19 protein-coding genes are annotated in these 18,826 nt (G+C 48.0%); 1 reads left to right on the top strand and 18 read right to left on the bottom strand.

Translation table 11 applies throughout. The features are described 5' to 3' along the window. Positions 1–305: 305 nt before the first annotated feature. The 18 genes from L691_RS0124970 to L691_RS0124880 all read right to left on the bottom strand — a co-directional run bounded on the left by L691_RS0124970 (position 306) and on the right by L691_RS0124880 (position 17,677). Positions 306–527 (bottom strand): hypothetical protein, encoded by a 222-nt coding sequence (locus L691_RS0124970; protein ID WP_156934345.1) that lies wholly within the window; start codon positions 525–527, stop codon positions 306–308. Between the two features lie 41 nt (positions 528–568). After that, positions 569–859, bottom strand: coding sequence for a nitrogenase component 1 (locus L691_RS0124965; protein WP_025692953.1), 291 nt, complete (start codon positions 857–859; stop codon positions 569–571). Between the two features lie 30 nt (positions 860–889). Beyond that, on the bottom strand, positions 890–2,023 hold the full coding sequence (locus L691_RS0124960; RefSeq protein WP_025692952.1) for an ABC transporter substrate-binding protein: 1,134 nt from the start codon (positions 2,021–2,023) through the stop codon (positions 890–892). Between the two features lie 29 nt (positions 2,024–2,052). Further along, positions 2,053–2,835: an ABC transporter ATP-binding protein gene (locus L691_RS0124955; protein ID WP_025692951.1), complete on the bottom strand. Its 783-nt coding sequence runs from the start codon at positions 2,833–2,835 to the stop codon at positions 2,053–2,055. Continuing rightward, the gene (locus L691_RS0124950; protein WP_025692950.1) at positions 2,832–3,920 is read right to left on the bottom strand and encodes a FecCD family ABC transporter permease; all 1,089 of its coding nucleotides are present in this window, start codon (positions 3,918–3,920) and stop codon (positions 2,832–2,834) included. Before L691_RS0124950 ends, L691_RS0124955 begins: the two co-directional genes overlap by 4 nt. A gap of 290 nt (positions 3,921–4,210) precedes the next feature. After that, positions 4,211–4,807: a substrate-binding domain-containing protein gene (locus tag L691_RS30155; RefSeq protein WP_025692949.1), complete on the bottom strand. Its 597-nt coding sequence runs from the start codon at positions 4,805–4,807 to the stop codon at positions 4,211–4,213. A 3-nt stretch (positions 4,808–4,810) separates the two neighbouring features. Further along, positions 4,811–5,665, bottom strand: coding sequence for a beta/alpha barrel domain-containing protein (locus L691_RS0124940; RefSeq protein WP_025692948.1), 855 nt, complete (start codon positions 5,663–5,665; stop codon positions 4,811–4,813). Between the two features lie 45 nt (positions 5,666–5,710). Continuing rightward, positions 5,711–6,778 (bottom strand): homocitrate synthase/isopropylmalate synthase family protein, encoded by a 1,068-nt coding sequence (locus tag L691_RS0124935; RefSeq protein WP_051459455.1) that lies wholly within the window; start codon positions 6,776–6,778, stop codon positions 5,711–5,713. Positions 6,779–6,824: 46 nt separating this feature from the next. Then, positions 6,825–8,165: a nitrogenase component 1 gene (locus L691_RS0124930; protein WP_025692946.1), complete on the bottom strand. Its 1,341-nt coding sequence runs from the start codon at positions 8,163–8,165 to the stop codon at positions 6,825–6,827. Further along, positions 8,150–9,691 carry a nitrogenase component 1 gene (locus L691_RS0124925; RefSeq protein WP_025692945.1) on the bottom strand — a complete coding sequence of 514 codons (1,542 nt, stop codon included), beginning with the start codon at positions 9,689–9,691 and terminating at the stop codon, positions 8,150–8,152. The genes L691_RS0124930 and L691_RS0124925 overlap by 16 nt, the downstream gene beginning before the upstream one ends. Before the next feature lie 86 nt (positions 9,692–9,777). Further along, entirely contained in the window at positions 9,778–11,160 is a 1,383-nt protein-coding gene (locus tag L691_RS0124920; RefSeq protein ID WP_025692944.1) for a nitrogenase component 1, read from the bottom strand. Positions 11,161–11,188: 28 nt separating this feature from the next. Next, entirely contained in the window at positions 11,189–11,527 is a 339-nt protein-coding gene (locus tag L691_RS0124915; RefSeq protein WP_025692943.1) for a Fe-only/vanadium nitrogenase subunit delta, read from the bottom strand. A 30-nt stretch (positions 11,528–11,557) separates the two neighbouring features. Further along, positions 11,558–12,967, bottom strand: a complete 1,410-nt coding sequence (gene vnfD / locus L691_RS0124910) for a nitrogenase vanadium-iron protein, alpha chain (RefSeq protein WP_025692942.1) — start codon at positions 12,965–12,967, stop codon at positions 11,558–11,560. 75 nt (positions 12,968–13,042) lie between these two features. After that, a complete protein-coding gene (nifH, locus tag L691_RS0124905) occupies positions 13,043–13,870 on the bottom strand; it encodes a nitrogenase iron protein (RefSeq protein ID WP_025692941.1) in 828 nt (275 codons plus the stop codon). Between the two features lie 486 nt (positions 13,871–14,356). Beyond that, a complete protein-coding gene (locus L691_RS0124895) occupies positions 14,357–14,680 on the bottom strand; it encodes a hypothetical protein (RefSeq protein ID WP_025692940.1) in 324 nt (107 codons plus the stop codon). Between the two features lie 30 nt (positions 14,681–14,710). Continuing rightward, positions 14,711–15,088: a NifB/NifX family molybdenum-iron cluster-binding protein gene (locus L691_RS0124890; RefSeq protein ID WP_025692939.1), complete on the bottom strand. Its 378-nt coding sequence runs from the start codon at positions 15,086–15,088 to the stop codon at positions 14,711–14,713. Between the two features lie 134 nt (positions 15,089–15,222). Next, complete coding sequence (gene nifB, locus L691_RS0124885; protein WP_025692938.1) at positions 15,223–16,545, bottom strand: nitrogenase cofactor biosynthesis protein NifB; 1,323 nt, start codon at positions 16,543–16,545, stop codon at positions 15,223–15,225. A 556-nt stretch (positions 16,546–17,101) separates the two neighbouring features. Further along, a complete protein-coding gene (locus L691_RS0124880; protein WP_025692937.1) occupies positions 17,102–17,677 on the bottom strand; it encodes a TetR/AcrR family transcriptional regulator in 576 nt (191 codons plus the stop codon). A gap of 174 nt (positions 17,678–17,851) precedes the next feature. Between L691_RS0124880 and L691_RS0124875 the strand changes: the two genes are divergently transcribed. Next, complete coding sequence (locus L691_RS0124875) at positions 17,852–18,601, top strand: SDR family oxidoreductase (RefSeq protein WP_025692936.1); 750 nt, start codon at positions 17,852–17,854, stop codon at positions 18,599–18,601. Positions 18,602–18,826: the final 225 nt, after the last annotated feature.

Genomic DNA, 18,826 nt, shown 5'->3' with positions numbered 1-18,826 from the left:
AAAGAACAAAAGGGTACCAAGTACCTGCATGCACTTAACTCACTATTCGTTTATGAGCAGCTTACCGGGCCCCAATGGCCGGTTCGATCGCGCTCACGGTAAATTACCTAACATATTCCGTAACCTTTGATAACCTTTTATTTCATATTTTCTCTAATTTTCTACAATCATACTTCTATTAAAAGAAAGTGGTCAATGAATTAGACAGCTATAATCAACCCAGTTAAGAATATTGTCAGTTTTAATGTTATATTTCATTACTTATAACTGACACAAATCGTTTCCACGCTGAAAATAAAAGGCTTTCACTGCACCGTCAGTCCCAGCACCTTTCCATAAATATCCTCCAAAAGCCGAAGTCCGCCTCGGAACCCGGCGTAATGACAATCCAGGACAAGCCTGTCAGCAGCCGGTGCGCCAATGCTAAGGTAATAGCCTGCCCGTTCATCCGCAATTGGCGAATCCCAGACGCTTCCCAGCACCAAAGGAATGCCGTCATCTGATTTCTCTCTCATCCATATACTCACGTTCTCCGGCTTCTCCATAAACGATACCGGACATAGCGTCTCTAGGCATTCGTCAAGGAACAGCCGCGCTCCGCGCCGAATACCATGTCCATCTCCGACAGGTTGGTCGAGATGAGCGGCGCATTACGTGAAGGGAGTCCCTTACTCCGAAGCATACCTTTGTATTTGCGGTTGAAGTCGGCGAAAGATGCGGCGCAGCCAGCCGGTGAATGAATAATAACTGCCGTATTCTGAATCATGGCGAGCACCGTGCATATAGCCGGAGCCGCGCAGCCGGCGCACTGCGAGAACGAAATATCGGCATCTGCCGCAACCAATGGCTTGACTGTCACCCGTTTCTCCTCCTTTACCCGCTTCGTTTGTTATTTGCTCGGGAATAAAATTTCTTGTAATTCTTTATCACTGAGATCATGGAAATAATAAGTTTTGTAGAAATCCTTCACAAGCTTGTCCAGATCAAGCCCGGAAGTCTGCTCGGGATGCAGAATCTTCGCCAGCCATAATGGCTGTAGAGCCCCCTCAGCACTTCTTACCGACCATAAATACACGCCTTTTGGATTCAAATATACTTTTTTATTCTTTACGGCCGTTAACGACTGCCATTTGCTCCCGTTGTCCGCATCTACGATGTAATCATACACAGCTCTGCTTGACGCGATGATGACATCCGGCTGCTCGGCGATTAAATATTCAAAATCGACGGCTGCCGCCCCGTTTCCGGGAGCTTTGGGAAATTGGGCTGCCGCTATATTAATCCCACCTGCCGCCTCCACATAAGACGTATTAATATCATTGCCTACGGTTGTGTTGATGGCGCCCTTGGAACCGTCTCCGCCCGCAAGAAATACTCTGACCTTGGACCCTGATCGGGTTAAATCGGAGGCTTTTTGGATATTCCCCTTATAATAAGCGGCAAAATCGGAGGCTTTCTTCTCCGCGTCCGGACCTATGACTTCACCTACCATCCGCAGGGTATTCATAATATCATCCGGAGTATTGAGAAGGGTCCCCAGCATAACCGAATTCGCCGCCTGCATAGTGGCTGCATCCTCCTCGTTAAAAGCACTGAACACGACTTGCGGCTCCGCCTCCAAAATCGCCTCCATGTTGACGCGGCTGCTCGGGCCTGTCCCGGTAAAGGCGAGAGGAAGATTTTTAATTCCCGGAAACAGCTTGGCAAACATTCCGGTCTGCACACTTTCTGAGGTTGCCACAATCTTATCAAAGCCGCCCAGCATACATACCATCTGAGCCAACGCTCCAGCCGCTGCAATCCGATTGATTTCTTTAGGAATCGTTACGGATCTTCCCGTTGCATCCTTAATAACTCTTGTTGCAGAGCTGACACCGGCCGGTTGCGCCGAATTCACAGCTTGGGATGAGGAGGCTCCGGATGGATTCGTTGTCTCAGACGCGCACGCTGCCGTAAGCACCAATCCGCCTGTTACTCCTGCAATAGCCAGCTTTTTCAAGACTTCCTGCGTTAATCTCAACATTTGCATTACCCCCACTTTAATATTTTTTATTAATTAATTAATGGTACACATGAGCGAACGGCATTCCCGCCAGGCAGCATGATATCCTTGATAACGACATCAATGCCATAGGCGGCGCGCAGATGATTCTCGGTTACGACTTCATCCGCCTCTCCATAAACAAACCGGTTATTTCGCTGCAGCAGCACCACTTTGCCAGGACATTGAAAAGCATGATTCGGAAAATGAGTCGTCATCACAATGCCAAGTCCCCGTTCGGCCAGGCGGTTAACCTGCTTCAGCACCTTAATCTGATTACCAAAATCGAGATTCGAGGTAGGCTCATCCATGACCAGTATGTCGGGCTTCTGGGTTAGCGCGCGGGCGATCAGCACCATCTGCCGTTCCCCACCGCTGATTTCCGTATAAATCCGGTCCCTCAGATAAGAAATTCCCAAAGAATCAAGCGACTCGTCGGCGATCTTTACATCCTTGCCAGAGGGAGAGGAGAGAGCGCCCAGGTGAGCCACCCGCCCCATAAGCACCACATCAATTACGGAAAAAGGAAACGGGGGCGTATGCGCCTGAGGGACATAACCGATTGCGCCTGCCAGTTTCTTCCTGGACCAGCTTCTCACATCCTGACCATCCAGCAGGATTTCACCGTCAATAAGCTTCAAGAATCCCAACATCGTTTTGAATAAAGTCGTTTTCCCCACTCCGTTAGGTCCCAGAAGACTCAGGATTTCTCCGGAATTCACTTCCATGGATACGCCGCTTAGCACAACCTTTGAACCGTAGCCGCAAGAGACGTTCTTGATTTCCAGCTTCATATCCATGCCTTCCTTCCCTGTAACAGCAGGTACAGAAAAAAGGGTGCGCCAATCAGCGAGGTAAGTATGCTGAGAGGAATTTCAACAGCGAATGCGCTGCGGGCGATATCGTCCACCAGCAGCAGGAAGGCGCTGCCGATCAGAATGGACGTAGGCAGAAGCATTTTGTAATTGGGACCGGCGATAAGCCTGGCCGCATGAGGAATAATGAGTCCGATCCAGCCAACCATGCCGCTTACGGAAATAGCTGAGGCTGTCAGGAGCGTTGCGCAGCCTATGACGAGCAGCCGCAGGCTAGTAGTGTTAATCCCCAGCGCCTGGGCTTCTTCCTCTCCGAAGGAGAGCACATTCAGCTTCCACCGGATCAGGAAGAGCGGGATACTGCCTACAAGAACAGGAACAAGAAGAATGATGATGTCTTTCAGGCTGGTTGAGCGAGCCAGGCTGCCCATCAGCCAATATGTGATATCGGGTAATTTATTTTCCGTGTCGGCAAGGTATTTCGTCATTGAGGTGAACGAGGCGAATAAGGTGGAGATCACCATTCCGGTAAGCACCAGTACCAGGATGGAGCTTTTACCGCGTCCGATGATAGCGCTGATGAAGAAGGTGAGTATTACCGCTCCAAGACCGAAGCCGAAAGCGGCAAGCTGGATTCCAATCGTTCCGAAGGAGAACAGAATGGCCAGGGAAGCGCCAAAGCCGGCTCCCGATGATACCCCCAGTATGTCGGGAGACACCATCGGATTCTTAAACAGCCCTTGATAAGCCGCTCCGGAAACCGCCAAAGCTCCTCCCACCAAAAGGGCCTTAATAATTCTGGGAATTCGAACGTGCAGCAGCACTGTCTCTACAGAAAGCGACCATGCAGGAGTAGCTCCGAACAGCTTTCCCCAGAGAATGTGCATCATTTCTGACAGCGGAACCGAATATCTGCCCACAGTAACGGAAATACAGATTACGGCAATCAGTACAGCGGCGAGCACGGTAAGGATAGACGCCTTCTTCCTGCTTGAGCTTCGGTACGAATCCGGCTTCAGCAGCACATCGCTTGATTCAATGACACCTTTTTTGACATACTCCACAGTAAACACCTCCACATTTGTTAAGTTTCATCACACAATAGCCGTGTTTTTTCTCAATGTTACTTTGACTCCTTTTTCCAGTCAACGGAATTTGGAAGGGTTACTATTAAGTTCAACATGAGTGTCATGTATTATTACACAGACATTATGTAATCGATTTCACGGCCATAATGTATACGTTGCCAATTTTGCCCCTATATCGGAAAATATCACGTATTTTAGAGCACAAACAAACCGGCCAGGCGGTATACCGCTTGGCCGGTTATGCATGCAATCCTTCCTTTTGCCCGCTATATCGCTTCATAAACAACACGTCCGCTTTCCGTCAAATCATATCCTCCAATAACGGACAGCTCCTTGCGAAACGGCTCTGAACGGATGATATCCGCAACCTCGCCGATTAATTTCAAGTTCTGCGGTGTTCTTAGAACCACAAGATCATGCAGTTCTTCGGTAAGCGGAATAAAGTCCACATTAGCCTTGAAGGCACAAGACTCAATCCCAATAGATGCATCTGCGGCGCCATTGGCAACTTGCAGCGCAGCCTCAAGATCCGTGCTTGCGGAGATCGACCCCGGACCTGGATTACGGGCGTAATAACAAATGTCTTCACGGGCAAGATCATTTGAGTTCTGAATGCGTAAAGGATTTCCTCTCTGCACATATATTCCTCTATATTGCCGTGAGAGCCTAATCACAAGCACAGGCACACCCATCAGCAATTTTTTGACTTTAAAGCGGCTGATATCTGTGGAGTCAATCCGGATTTGCCTGCCGACCCGAAAAAATGGAAGCTCCCTCTTCTTTACCATGTCGTATACCTTTAATTTTGAAACTCTTAGCAGCTTGGCGACTTCGTCAATGGTATAGAACGTATCCTGACTCATCGGCTACCCGTTCATCGCGGTCATAACTGACCGATAAGTCTGAATGGGTCTGCCGCTCGCCCGCGAGAGCAGATGCGTTAGCTCAGGCAGCACAGGAAGCTGTAGGCCGCATGAGAATCTATACAGATGCGACATCGAAGTGGCAACCTCCTCCAATGAGGCATTCCCCGCTCTTTCCCCGATACCCGAAATCGTCACGCTTGCCAGCGCCGCGCCTGCATGAAACGCCGATAAAGTGTTCGCTGCGGCAAGTCCAAAATCATTATGGCCGTGAAATTCCACCGGCAGGCTGGATCTGCTTACAAGATGATTTACTCTGCTAAACGTCTCGAAAGGGTCCAGACAGCCGACCGTATCCGCATAACGAAGACGCTCGGCCCCGAAGCGGGACGCCACATCCGCATATTGAAGCAGGAATTCGGGGTCCGCCCTTGAAGCATCTTCCGCTCCCACAAATACCGTACAGCCAAAGCTTCTCGTAAATTGCAAAATATGCTGAAGGCGCTCCAGCACCCATTCGCGGCTTTTCTTGAGCTTAAACTGAATATGAAGATCGGATACCGGGAGAGACAGATGAATATGCGAGAAGCCGCAAGCTATGGAAGCGCGAATATCGGCTTCATCCGCTCTGTTCCAGGCAATGAGAGTCGCTCGAAGCGGCAGCGACAGCATTTCTTTGAGTGTCTCCTGTTCGCGGCGGCCCATAGCCGGAATCCCCGCTTCAATCCAGGGTATGCCTGCCTCATCAAGCTTTACAGCCATTTGCAGTTTTTCCTCCTGGGAAAATACAACACCCGCCGTTTGTTCCCCATCGCGCATCGTGGTATCAACAAGCTCGAACGAAACCTTTGACTGCATTCTAATCCTCTCCTTTCCGTTCTTCCAATAGGGGTATTCATATAATTACTCATGTATAAAAATAAGCCGTCTCCGGTACAGATCCATAAGCTGAAGGTCCGTTAAAGGATTCTTCTGTTGTTCGGCGAGCTCTCTCACTTGCTCCAGCATCTGAACGGCATCGTCCTGTTCAAGCTCCATTTCCCATTCGCTGAATTTGTATTTGAGCGAAGCGGTGCCCGAATGCTTACCAATCACCAATTGCCGTTTAAGCCCCACTTCCTCGGGCTTTATCATTTCATATAACTCCGGATTTTTGGCAATTCCATCCACATGAATTCCGGATTCATGCGCGAACACATTGGCGCCGATGATGGCTTTATCCACCCGCACCTCCATCTTCATTGCCGACAAGATCGAAGAGCAGTCATCGGCCAGCGTATATCCCGGTGGCGTCTGCCGCTTCCATAAATGGCGCACGGCCATCAGTAATTCTTCCATGGCCGTTCTTCCCTTCGGTCCGACTCCATTGACGGATGTACCAATATGCTTTACCCCTGCTTTCAGTGCCGCAAGACTATTCGCTGTTGCCAGACCGAAAGTATTGCTTGCATAGAATTCAACCGGGCAGATCGCCGTCTCCAGCAGCTCCATCAAGCTGCGCCGAACGATGAACGGATCCATAGCGCTGCTGCTGTCACAATAAATCAGCCTTTGCACATCATATCGCTCTATAATCGGCCAATACACGTCAAACTCCGCATAATAGGATCGCGAAGCATCCTCTATACACAAGAATGGCTCGGCTCCCGCATTACGCACCGCATATAATGCCGCTTCAAGCTTCGATAGGGATAAAGGGTTCAGCTTATTGGACCATACAACAGCCATCTTCTTGAACCCCATTCCGCGCGCTTTGGACAATTCGGAAATTGAAGGAGCTGCTCTGCAGCGGAGCCGTTCTAATAGACCGGCGTCGCTTAAGATATTCCTGTATTCCGGCATATGCTCTAACGAAATGTCATGCATCTCAACATTGTACTTTTGCAGAGTATCCAGTATTCCTGCAATGGCCGATTGGGGAATACGCCGACGCAAAGCCTCGTCAAGTGTATAATCAATAAGCGAAACCATTTTCCGCACCTCTCTCCTCTAATCAATTCCCGGCATCATGGCTTGATCACGCAAATTGCTCCCAATTGATCGCTTTGGAACGATAGGAACGCTCCCAATCATTCCCGAATACCTCCAGCATATTGAGCATACCTTCGTATCCAAAATAAGCCCTATCCATATAAACATCCCGGTTGGTCGGGCTAAGCAAGTCAAAGGAAGTTTTGATCCCCGCTTCCTCCGCCATATACTTCTCCCATGCCGATCCGATCACTACATCCGTCTTCGCTTCCGAAATGGCTTGCTTTAGCTGATAACCATCAACGGAGAAAGCGACGCCAGACGTGAGCCCAAGTTCATTCAACTCGTTAACTAAGAGCTCACGGGCCTCTTGGGTACCCGAGTGAAGCAGCACCAATTCGGGTATCATTTCGAGTTCCTCGAACAGCATCCGAACCATGCCAATCCCTAAAGTCGCATCCGCAGATAACGCCACTCTGCAATTTCTGTAACGGGGAATAATCATTAAGGCTCTCTTCCGAAGCGTATCTACAACAAGCTTTTCCCCCCGGGTAATGATCTCCTCCGCTTTCTCCTCCGCTCCAAAGTAACCCCCGGCCGCCCTTAACCAACGCGCCGTATTGGATAATCCGACAGGCAGGGGAACATCACCGAGGATAAACGGAATCTGATGCCGCTCTTCCAATTTGCGCACAAACTTATAACCGGCATCATGGCTTAACAAAATATTGGCAGAGGCCAATCCCGCTTCTTCCAGCTCCTCCAGCGCCATATTGTGGGGAAGCACCGACAGCACATCGACTCCCATCTCCCGGAGAACCTCTTTGACCCATAGGAGATCAGCCTGCCATGTCGGATTGAGATTGGATTGAGGGAGAATGAGATTTACCTTGTTAACCAGCTTGATCTCCTGCTTCGGAATCAAGGGCAGCAGGGCCTCAAGCCCCATATCAATGCCGGCGAAGCTGTCGCCCCGGAATCCCCCCGCCATAACCGGAATCAGCCTGGCCTTAATCTCCGGCTGCATCTCCCTGCATAGTCCGTCAATATCCTCTCCGATAATGTCAGCGGAACAAGTGCCTACGATAAACATGACCTTGGAGTTAAACGTTCGGTCCGCTTCCCGGATCATGCTGGCCAGCTTCTCGGAAGCGCCCATAATGATATCCGTCTCGAACAAGCGGGTGCAGCCCACCTTTCGTCTGGTAAAATCAATTTCGTGCTTATCGAAAGCCGTCGCAACAGTCGATGCGCAGCCTTGGGGAGAATGGATAATGATACTGACGTCCTTGATTCCGGCAATCACATTCGCCACTCCTTCAAGCGCACAGCCGATAATCGGGTCCTTGCTGTGGCTACAGTGGCTGAACTCTAATTCATCATACATCTTCCCTTCCTCCTTTCCGCTGCATACAGCGTGCAATCCGGCGCTTCTTCGCTCCATTTAGGCGTGAGGGATGAAGCGGAGGCCAATCCTTGGGACTGCTCGGGAAATACCATTTTCTTGGTCAGCCAGCTGCGCGGACGGAACGAATATTGCATCGATGTCAGAATACACTGAGCAACCTTTAACGCGCCGCGAAAGCCAAAGCGCGGACGATTCAGAATGGCGTTCAGATCAACCACCGGAATGGCCGGATAACTGAGCGACGATCCGAAATAGACCGTTGACGCCGGGTCCACGCTTCCGAGAAAGGCCAGCAGCTCTTCCTCCGTTTGCTTCATGGATTCGTATTTGCCGAATTTAAGCGTTCCTTTTGTGATCAACACTTCCGGGTCCATCCCCGTTTCCAGCAAATAGTCGATGCTCGTTTCTCTTGCTTCCGTACTCCATGGGTGAAAATTATAGATAACGACCCGCATGCCGAAATCTTTTTCCAGCATATGCGCAATCGACAGGGCCTTAATGGCATCATGAGCTTCAACAATAGCCAGTTTTCCTTCAAGCTGCGCCTTTGCATCCTCTATTTCCTGCTGAATGGCTCCATATTCGCTGGCAATTAAAGCTTCGGCTTCATCTTCCATACCTAAATATTTCGCCGCCTCGCGCAGCCAGCGCTCTGTCGCGCTTATTCCGTAAGGCAGTATGGTCGAATTCAGCGGAGTTCCGAACGTTTCTTTCATTTCCTTGCCTATGGTATAGCCAAGATCCAGGCAAAGTGTGCAGTTTACCGCTACGCTTGGCGCATTCTTCAATTCCTCGAGTGTGCAGTTTCCTGCAATGACACTATTGATATGAGCTCCCATTCCTTCCACAAGACGCACCAGCTCTTTAACGTCCGTATCCACTTCCGTCCGTTCGGGACCCATTTTACCCCCAACAATGTTAACGGATTTGGCCAACGCCGCTGTTCTCTTTGGATCGCGGGGCTCCATCAGCCTAACCAACTGCTTGAATACAAGGTCAAAGCCGCTTCGGTACTCACCGGCAAAGCCCTCGCAATGTATAGTCATGATCTCTGCGTTCACCTCGTCCTTCAAGCTGTCCACAACAGCATCCACATTATCGCCGATGATGCCTGTGGCGCAGCTGGTCGAAACGAAGATCACGTCAGGATGATACTTGTTGTCAACTTCACGTATTGCCCCTTTCAGTTCCTTCTCGCCGCCGTAAACGACTCCCTTCATATCAATATTCGTACTGATGACCGCTTCATAGGGAGAACCGCTATTACGGGAATTCGTCAACTTGTAAGCCTTTTTGACGCCGAAGGCGCAACCGCTGGGCCCGTGGGCAATAATTACGGAATTCTGGATACCGCTCAATATTTTCGTCGCCGTCCAGAATTTGCAGGGACGGGTATGACTGCCCTGTAAGCTGGTTTTGATTTTCCCTTCTTTTGCCAGCTGGTATAGCTCGCTCAATGGCCCATGAAAGACGATGCTATCCGAAAATGTTGTTTCAATAGACATTTTCCCCGCTCCTTCCGCTTTGTTTTCTTAATATGAGTAATAGGGGTACGGCTAGGTACCCCTTGAAAAACCAGCTTGAAAGCTTCTTACCAGACGTTCAAGATCCATTCTTTATTCTTCTTGTATTCCATATCGACGAACAGCGTATTGGCAATAGTTTCTGCCAGCCATTCCGCCCCTTTGTATCCAATGACCGGATACTTCCACAAGCCTGCTCTGTCAAAGGTCGGGAAGCCGACGCGAACCATAGGAATCTTGTTATCCGTGGCGACATATCTGCCTTTGGAATGACCCATGATCAGATCAATTTGTTGACCTTCTTTTACGCGGCGTTCCAGTTCCCAAAGGTCAGCGTTCCAAATCACTTCCATTGGAGCGGTTGCGTTCTTCTCCAGTTCCGCAAGACGCTCGTCTTTGGCATAGGCGGAGTTGTCGTCTCCGAGCAGCAGCAGCGTAGGCTCCAGCTCAACCTCCTGACAGAATTGAGCCAAACCGATGACCAGGTCGGGATCGCCGAAAATAGCCACTTTCTTGTTGGCAAAGAACATGTGAGCCAGGTCGGCCATCGCATCAATCGCTCTGCCCCGTTCTTCCACAAGAGAATCCGGAATAGGCTGACCGGACATCTTGGAGATTTCCTCCAGGAATAAATCCGTATTTTTAATGCCGATTGGCGTATTGGTCACAACGGACGGCACCTGGAATTGGGTTTGCAGGAAGTTTGCAGCGCTGGCCCCTTGATACTTGCACAAAGAGATGGAGCCTTTAGCGTTGGCGCTGTTCTCGAAATCCTCTACCGTTGTGCTTCCATAGGCAAAGGCATCCTTGCCCGGCATGGTCGGAGCGTCGAAGGTTTCCGTATCGAGCAGAATATTTCCTTCCACACCCATTTCGCTCAAGATATGCTTGATTTGCTTCACATCGCCCGGGTTCAGCCAGCCCGTGAAGAAGTTAATCTTGCCAGTGGGCTCACCTTTCTTGGCGAGGGTTTTCGTGAGGGATTGAACCGCTACGTTATAACCGGAGACATGGCTTCCGTTATAACTTGGCGTATGGACGGCAACCAGGTGAAGTTCCCGGCCAGGAAATTCAGCCTCCAGCATTTTGTTGACCTTACGGATCGTTCCTTCGATATCGTCACCGATCGTTTCCGTCGAGCAGGTTGTAATAATGGGGATCACTCTAAGGTCCGGATAACGCTGTGCCAGCGTCATGACACCTTCCTCAATCCGCTTGACCGCTCCGAATACAGCCGCTTCCTCATGAACCGAAGAAGACGCAATTTCAAAGTTCTCTTTAAAATGCTGCGCGAACAGAAGACGGACAAACATACTGCAGCCTTGCCCGCCATGCACCAGCGGAATGCAATCCTTAATTCCGATGCTGGCAAACTGCGCGCCAGCAGGCTGACAGTTGTACATAGGGTTAATAATACCGCATCGTTCTTTTTGTTTAAGCTCCAAAGACATATCTGTCACCTCTTTCCCTTTATCACGATTAGTACAATTGATGATTCAGTTCACCGTTCAAGGAACCGGTGATGGTGATTTGCTTCAAACGCGCTTCAGCACCGTGCAGAACTTCGCCAAGCTGGTCGGCCTTCAATTCACCGAACCAGGAAAAAGCTTTATTAATATCCGTCAGCAGTACTTTGGCATCGGCATAATGACACTTGTCAATCGGTGTTTCGATTACCGGTTGACCGCCGGTTTGCAGGGTTTCGATCATCTTGATTACACCGGATATGGCCTCCTCGCGGTCCCATGTGCGGGAGAGGAATTGCCATAAGCATTTTTCCTGAATGAATTTCGTTAATTGTTCCACTTTATCACTCATTCTTCGCTACCTCCTTATCAACAGGTCTTGTTACACGCCTACTTCCAGAGCGGCTTTTTCTCTAACATCGATTGCCGCCAGCTTCATCAGCGGCGAATAGATGGCGTTGTACATATCGCGGGCCATGTTGACAGAGCCTTCAAAGCCCATGTACGGACCGTTGTGATAAGCATGACCATTGATATAAGGCAGATGCAGCTTCTTCACCAAATCGCCAACGCGAGGTCCGGTCAGAACCAGGTCCGGTTTTACCATTTCCAATACTTCGAAGAATTCAAGCTCGTTGGCATCGTCAATGTAGATGGTACCCTCGTTGCCGCGGGCGATAACTTTTTCAAAGTCTTCCTGGTGACCGAATTTGGAGGACATTGCCACGACGGTCATTCCAAGGTCATCCTCCAAAGCTTTGGTCCAGTGCCACAAGCGAGGGCCGCCCGTCCAGATACATACTTTTTTGCCTTTCAAGCCAGCACGGTACCATTCCATTTGCTCCTTGTATTTGGCAACCTCTTCGGCAATAACCTCCTCAGCCTTATCTTCAAGACCGAAGAATGCGCCGACTTTGCGAAGAGCATCCTGGCAATATTCGAAGCCCCAGGAGTCGATATCAAGACGCGGAATACCATACCGTTTCTTGAGTTCATTGGCGATATAGCCTGCGGAGCGGGCGCAGTTCACTACGTTGAGTTGCGCTCTGTGCATGCCGCGCAGATCGTCATACGATGCGTTGCCGGTAAAGTGGGCGATAATTTGAATGCCCATCTTGTGGAAATATTTCTCCAGCACCTGAGAATCGCCCTGAATGTTATAGTCACCGATAAAGTTAATCGTATAAGGGCTGGTAATGGTCGGTTCCAGAGTACCAACCTTCTCGTTGATCCACCCCATATTGAGTACGTGGTGTCCCTTCGATTGGCTGACGCCGGCAAATCCCGGACATTCAACTACAAAGATATCCACATCGCCAAGCTCTTTTTCCACTGCTTTGGCTACGGCTTTGGGGTCGTCTCCGATCAGCGCCGTCGCACAGGTGGTATAAATGAACATTCTTTTGATATCGGGCATTTCCTGGAAAGCCTCAATGATGCTCTGCTTCAGCTGCTTTTCGCCGCCGAATACGATGTGCTTTTCTTTCAGGTTGGTGGACCAGACATACTTCAACTGGAAGTTGTCGTTGTCACTTGGATACCGCTTCGTGTGCCAGGTATCGTACGCGCAGCCAACCGGACCATGAATCATTTGAATGGTATCCTTGAGGACGCCGCCGATTACCAGCTTCGCTCCGCAATAGCTGCAGCCCCGCTCCGACAATGTCCCCGGGATGGTGGCAGCGTTGGAAATCGGCAGGTATTGAGTGGTATCCTCCCCCGGTTCCTTGATGTATACGTGTTTTTCCCGTTCAGGGATGGTAACGTCACATTTTAATAGTTTTAATGGCATGTTCCATACCTCCTTAACAAAATGGCCTTACCATTTCCGCTTTTATACGTTGTTATCCGCATTTTATTATTGCTATTAGTCGACAATACCGTACTTGGTAACCATATCTTCCAGCTCGTCCATGGTCAGCGGAGTAGGAATTACGAAGCTTTTGTTTTCGATAATTTTACGTGCCAGTTCCGAATATTCATTAGCTTGATTACTTGCAGCGTCAAATTCGATAACCGATTTTTTATTGAATTCCGCCTTTTGAACGATGTTGTCGCGTGGTACAAAGTGAATCAGCTGAGTGCCAAGCTTGGTAGTGAATTCTTCCATAAGTTCTAATTCTTTATCAACGTTACGGCTGTTACAGATAATACCGCCCAACCGGACGCCGCTCTGATCCGCATATTTCAGCATACCGCGTGCAATATTGTTAGCTGCGTAAATGGCCATCATCTCACCGGAGGCCACGATGTAAACCTCTTCTGCTTTGCCTTCGCGAATCGGCATTGCGAAACCGCCGCATACAACGTCGCCCAATACGTCAAAGAATACAAAGTCGAGGTCCTCAGTGTAAGCACCAAGGTCTTCCATCAGGTTGATTGCGGTAATAACGCCGCGTCCCGCACAACCAACACCCGGTTCCGGACCGCCTGATTCAACGCAGCGGATACCTTGATAACCCGTTTTTACTACACTGTCGACCGTGATGGATTCTTCACCGGTTTCGCGCAGCGTATCCATCAATGTTTCTTGCGGTTTGCCGCCGAGAATCATCCGGGTGGAGTCGGCCTTCGGGTCGCAGCCATGGATGAACACCTGTTTTTTGTGGAAATAAGCCATTGCCGAAGCCGTGTTTTGTTGTGTCGTGGATTTACCAATGCCGCCCTTACCGTAAATTGCGATTTTTCTTGTCATTTGAAATAGCTCCTCTCATTTTTCGGTTTAGTCTTTTTTTACAACCACTTTCCTATCCGTAAAGTTCAGGTCACCTTTCCTGACGCCGTTTATCTCACCTCCCACTATTTCTTGAGAGACACCCGTCAAAGCGCCTCCTACATCCCGCTTGATGTTATTTTGTTTGACATCTTGTGATGTGTTTTTGTTTTGTTGACCTTATCTTAGCCTTTGCAACACGGAACGGTCAACGAATTCGACGGATTTCTCTTTCCCCATAGCAATTTATTCAAAATTTATGTTAGATAATATAACACAACTTGTTTTCGGGCATGTTATTGATAGTTTTAGATCGCTTTCATAAATTCTCCTGAAAAGGCCGTCCATAGAGCAAAATGCACCCCTTTAGAATTCATTGAGATAAGCCCAGAAGGGTTCCAATGAACATTCCAAGGAGTGCACTTTAACAAGACTTTATGAACTTTGCCAGTTTGGTACAAGTTAATCCTAGCAGGAAGATTTGCAGGAGCCGCACGATTTGGACTGACGCCCCCCTTTGCCCCCCGTTTTGTCATACTTGCCCCATTTTTCTCCACTTTTCAAATCGGCCCAAGCACTTTCCAGACATACGCGAATGATCGAGTGTGTAGGATGCGACAAATCGGCCTTTCCATCGGGACCTACAAGAATCTCCTCATCCAGACAGTTGGCCTGGTTTAAATATTGTCTGAGCAGTAGAGCAAAGGTAACCCGATGATTCGCCAGCAACTGGGGGTCATACTCAATACTAAACACCTGCAGCAGTTCTTCTGAATCCGCTACTTCTGACATGATCTAATTCCTCCCAAATAGAATATGGATTTATTGTTCCTCCGAATGATAGAGAACCTTGGTTAACCATAATGGAGGACGCTCTTTAAGCATCTGAAGGAGCTTTTCCAAATGTGGAATCAATTCGGACCCCTCCTCAGCTTTAAGAATCATGATTCCCGCTTTCATTACTTTCTTGGTTGCATCGTTTCCTATATTATTGACAAACACCAGCTTGCAGTCCTTAATGACTTTAACCCGAAGATCAGCCTTATCATGTTCCTCTCCATTGATAGGGCGATCCAGGACAGACCTTGATTCAAGCCACTTGTAACCTTTTTCCGAAAACTCGAATATAGAAAATGACGGACACTGTCCGAAATGACTATCAAGACTCCTGCCGTTTATGGATGCGAACGCCACTTTCATCGGTATGCACTCTCCCTATTGATTAATACATTGCCAACAGCATTGATCCGGTCCGCCGTCCCCCGATATCCCACACTTACGGCAGAAGAGGCACCAAACCGGTTAATAACCGGAAATCCGCCAGCACCTCGCCTTTAATCTCTCTTGAAATAGCCCATATACCGCGCGTTCTCGATCAGCTGCTCGTCAATATTCCCTTTTTTGATTAAAGGGATGATGCCCGCCTGCCGCAGCCTCTCGCTTGGACCTTTCCCTATTCCCGAGCATAGCAGCATCTTGCAATCTTTGAGCATTTCGAGCGTCTCATGTAGCGGTGAGGACGGTTCTTCGCCTGAACTGCAATCCGCCGTTCCATTGCAGTAGGCCTGCACCTTGCGCACCCCCACGAGACGAATGTCGCTTTCTAGAACGTCATAGACGAGAAATTCCTTGGCATGCCCAAAATGCTGATTGATTACATTGGAGCCTCTTGTGGCAACGGCAATGCGCACGGCATTGCTCCATTCATCTTCGCTCCAGTCCGCAGCTGCATCCGCTCCAGCCTGTTTCATTCTTGAGAGAATGTCTTGCTGAAGCTTCTCGCGCTGTTCCGCTGAATACCCCTGATTACGAGGAAGCATTTCAGGATTCTGACTGAGGTCGGAGCCAAGCAGCCCGACAGCGTCTGCTCTGCACTGCCTGCAATGACGCATGACCGGCATGATACGAGACGATTCGTGCTGCACCTTGGTGATTTCCTCCAACGTCGGCGTCCTGAAACCATCCTTTTGAAACCTGCTTCCCGGGGACAAAATAAGCGGCATAATATTATGAGAAAAAGCCCCCAATTTCTTCACTTCCCGGGTAACCTCTGAAAGATGCGAGTCGTTCACGCCTGGTATGATAACGGAATTTACTTTGCACAGAACCCCTCTTTCAGTCAGCCCTTTAATCCCTTCTAACTGTCGCTTCATTAATAAAGCGGCAGCTTCCTTTCCTTTATATAGGGTTCCGTTGTACCTTACAAAAGCATAAATCTGGCTGCCGATGTTCGCGTCAATAGCGTTGAGCGTAACCGTTACGTGACGGATGCCAAGTTCACAAATTTCATCAATATAATCCGGCAGCATCAGCCCGTTCGTGCTTAAGCATAAGTGAATGTCAGGAAAATCCTTGGCAATGAGCCGAAAGGTATCGAAGGTTGCCTCGGGATTCGCCAAAGGATCACCGGGCCCCGCAATTCCAACTACAGAGAGGTTCGGCATGCTTGCCGCAATCTGACTAACCTTGTCGTAGGCTTCCTGTGGAGTAATGATCTCACTTACGACCCCCGGCCTGCTTTCATTGACACAATCAAACTTCGGGTTGCAATAATGACACTGAATGTTACATCGCGGCGCAACCGCAGCATGCATTCTGGCAAAATGATGATGGGCTTCTTCATTGTAACAAGGGTGACGCGCCAACGCTGGCTCCATATCCATTCCTCCTAATTATTATTTATTTATATCTAGTTATATTTAAATATAGCTATATATATTTATTACCTTCGAAAATTCCACCTCAAAAAAATTCTACTTTTATTTAATTATATTATAATTAAAACTTAGTTCAACTACCCCAAACTCTGTTTAACTCATTTGTAGAAATGGGTGTTAGAATATATGACATATTAGTTTCATAAAGCGCTTTCATTGGAAAATGTTAATGTTTTCTTTGATTTGCTGATGTTCGGTGAAAATAAAGTACTGCCGCTGTTGTCGTTCAACTAACGTGTCCCGTTAGTTCAATGCACATATTAAATAATCCACTTATCGGCATAAAAACTTTGACATTCTCAAAGATAAGCTCTAACAGTCAATGACTTTGTAACAATAGACGTGCATTTATAAAAATCAAAGTCTTAAAATGTGCATATTCATACGAGGCTCAAGATATTTTAATACTCTTAACTATCACCCGCTCCCCCTATCTAACCTGAGAAAATTCTTCATTAATTTGCAGGTCTTCATTCATACAAAAAAAGCCGCCAAATTAGCGACTCCCCATGGAATAATATTCGTGTCCTTCGACACCTCGGTTAAGCAAATTCCAAAATTGTTCAACCATGACCGACGGAGGATATGGCATCGAACGGATAATCCACCATTCCAATATACCCACTGTTGCTGAAGTTAAAAATTGTACCGTAATGTCCCTGTTCATTTCCTTATCGAGATTGATTGAATCCAGATGCTCACTCAGATTTTCCCTAAACATGGTCTCCATTTGATTTCGAAATACTGTGCTTCCCTTACTCTTCAGCATTATGGAGTAGAAAGAAGCATGCTGTTCCAAATATTCAAAACTCTGAAGTAATGCGGTTTTGGAAGGAAGATGAACTAGGTCATCTCCTGACATACAATGTCGAAGTAACTGGTTAATTTGAGCTGTTATACATTGCTCGCGCAGATCGTACTTGTCATCGAAATGCAAATACACCGTTCCTCGATTGACATTTGCTTCTACCGCAATCTGATTGATCGTTATGCTCTCGAATTCTTTTGCTGACATCAGCTTCATAAAAGCATCCATAATCGCTTGTCTCGATTTTTGAATACGCCTGGTCATCTCATTCTCCCCTTTATCCCTTTCAAAAAATAAACACTTCAAAGCCCTCTGTTGAAAAATCAACAACCGAGCTCGTTTTAACCATTGAGCCCCATTTATCGCCCTGATACATTCACTATATAAAACATATATTGATAATTCAACATATGGTCCAAATGAAAAGGAGGAATCATCATGAAACTTACAGGAAACACGATTTTCATTACAGGTGGCGGTTCGGGAATTGGACGTGCGTTAGCAGAAGCGCTCCACCATCTTGGAAATAAAGTTATTATCTCTGGACGAAATAAGGAGCGTTTGGAAGAGACAATCAAAGCGAATCCCGGAATGTCCGCAATGGAATTGAATGTACAAGACCCTACCAGTATAGAGAGGGCAGCCAAGCAGTTAATCGGAGAATTCCCGGATTTGAATGTCTTGATTAACAACGCAGGCATCATTCAACCCGATGACGCGGCGGGCGTGATCAATGAGGATGTTTTGGTTTCGACAGTCGCCACAAACTTGTTAGGTCCGATTCGGTTAACTTCTGTATTAATCGACCATTTGAAGTCCAAAGAAGAAGCCTTTGTCATCAACACGACTTCGATACTTGGATTTGTTCCATTAGCGGCAACTGCTGTATACTCCGCGACAAAGGCAGCACTTCATACCTATACGCTGGCCCAAAGATACCTGCTTAAAGACACATCGGTAAAAGTAATTGAGATTGTACCGCCATGGGTTCAGAGCAATAACGATGAACCGCGTGCAATGCCACTTGCGAGATTCATTGATGCAACGATAAAGATACTTGGCACGGATACAGACGAAGTTTTGATCGAAGAAGCGAAAATGTTTCGAAATAACCCTGGCCCGAACGAAGGTGTTTTTGTGACCCAGCTTAACGATACGATGAAGTCTGAACCTCCAAAGATTCATTAATCCACCTATCATTTAATTTCTAAAATTCAGACGAACATGACTGTGATGGCTCCCATCACAAAAGGCCCTAATACAGAACATAGTGAAGCAGATTACCTTCAGCAAGGTTAGAAGCTCCAAGACATTGAACTGGAATTTGAGGAGATGCTACGACAGTGTCTTGTAGTCGCAGTCCCCTTCACCGACAAGGGAGGCCACTGAAAAAGTCCAAATCTTAGAACAGGA

It is taken from the genome of Paenibacillus zanthoxyli JH29, from assembly GCF_000520715.1.
Lineage (GTDB): Bacteria > Bacillota > Bacilli > Paenibacillales > Paenibacillaceae > Paenibacillus_AQ > Paenibacillus_AQ zanthoxyli.
Note: the sequence above shows the minus strand (reverse complement) of the source record. Positions and strands in the feature narration are given on the sequence as shown.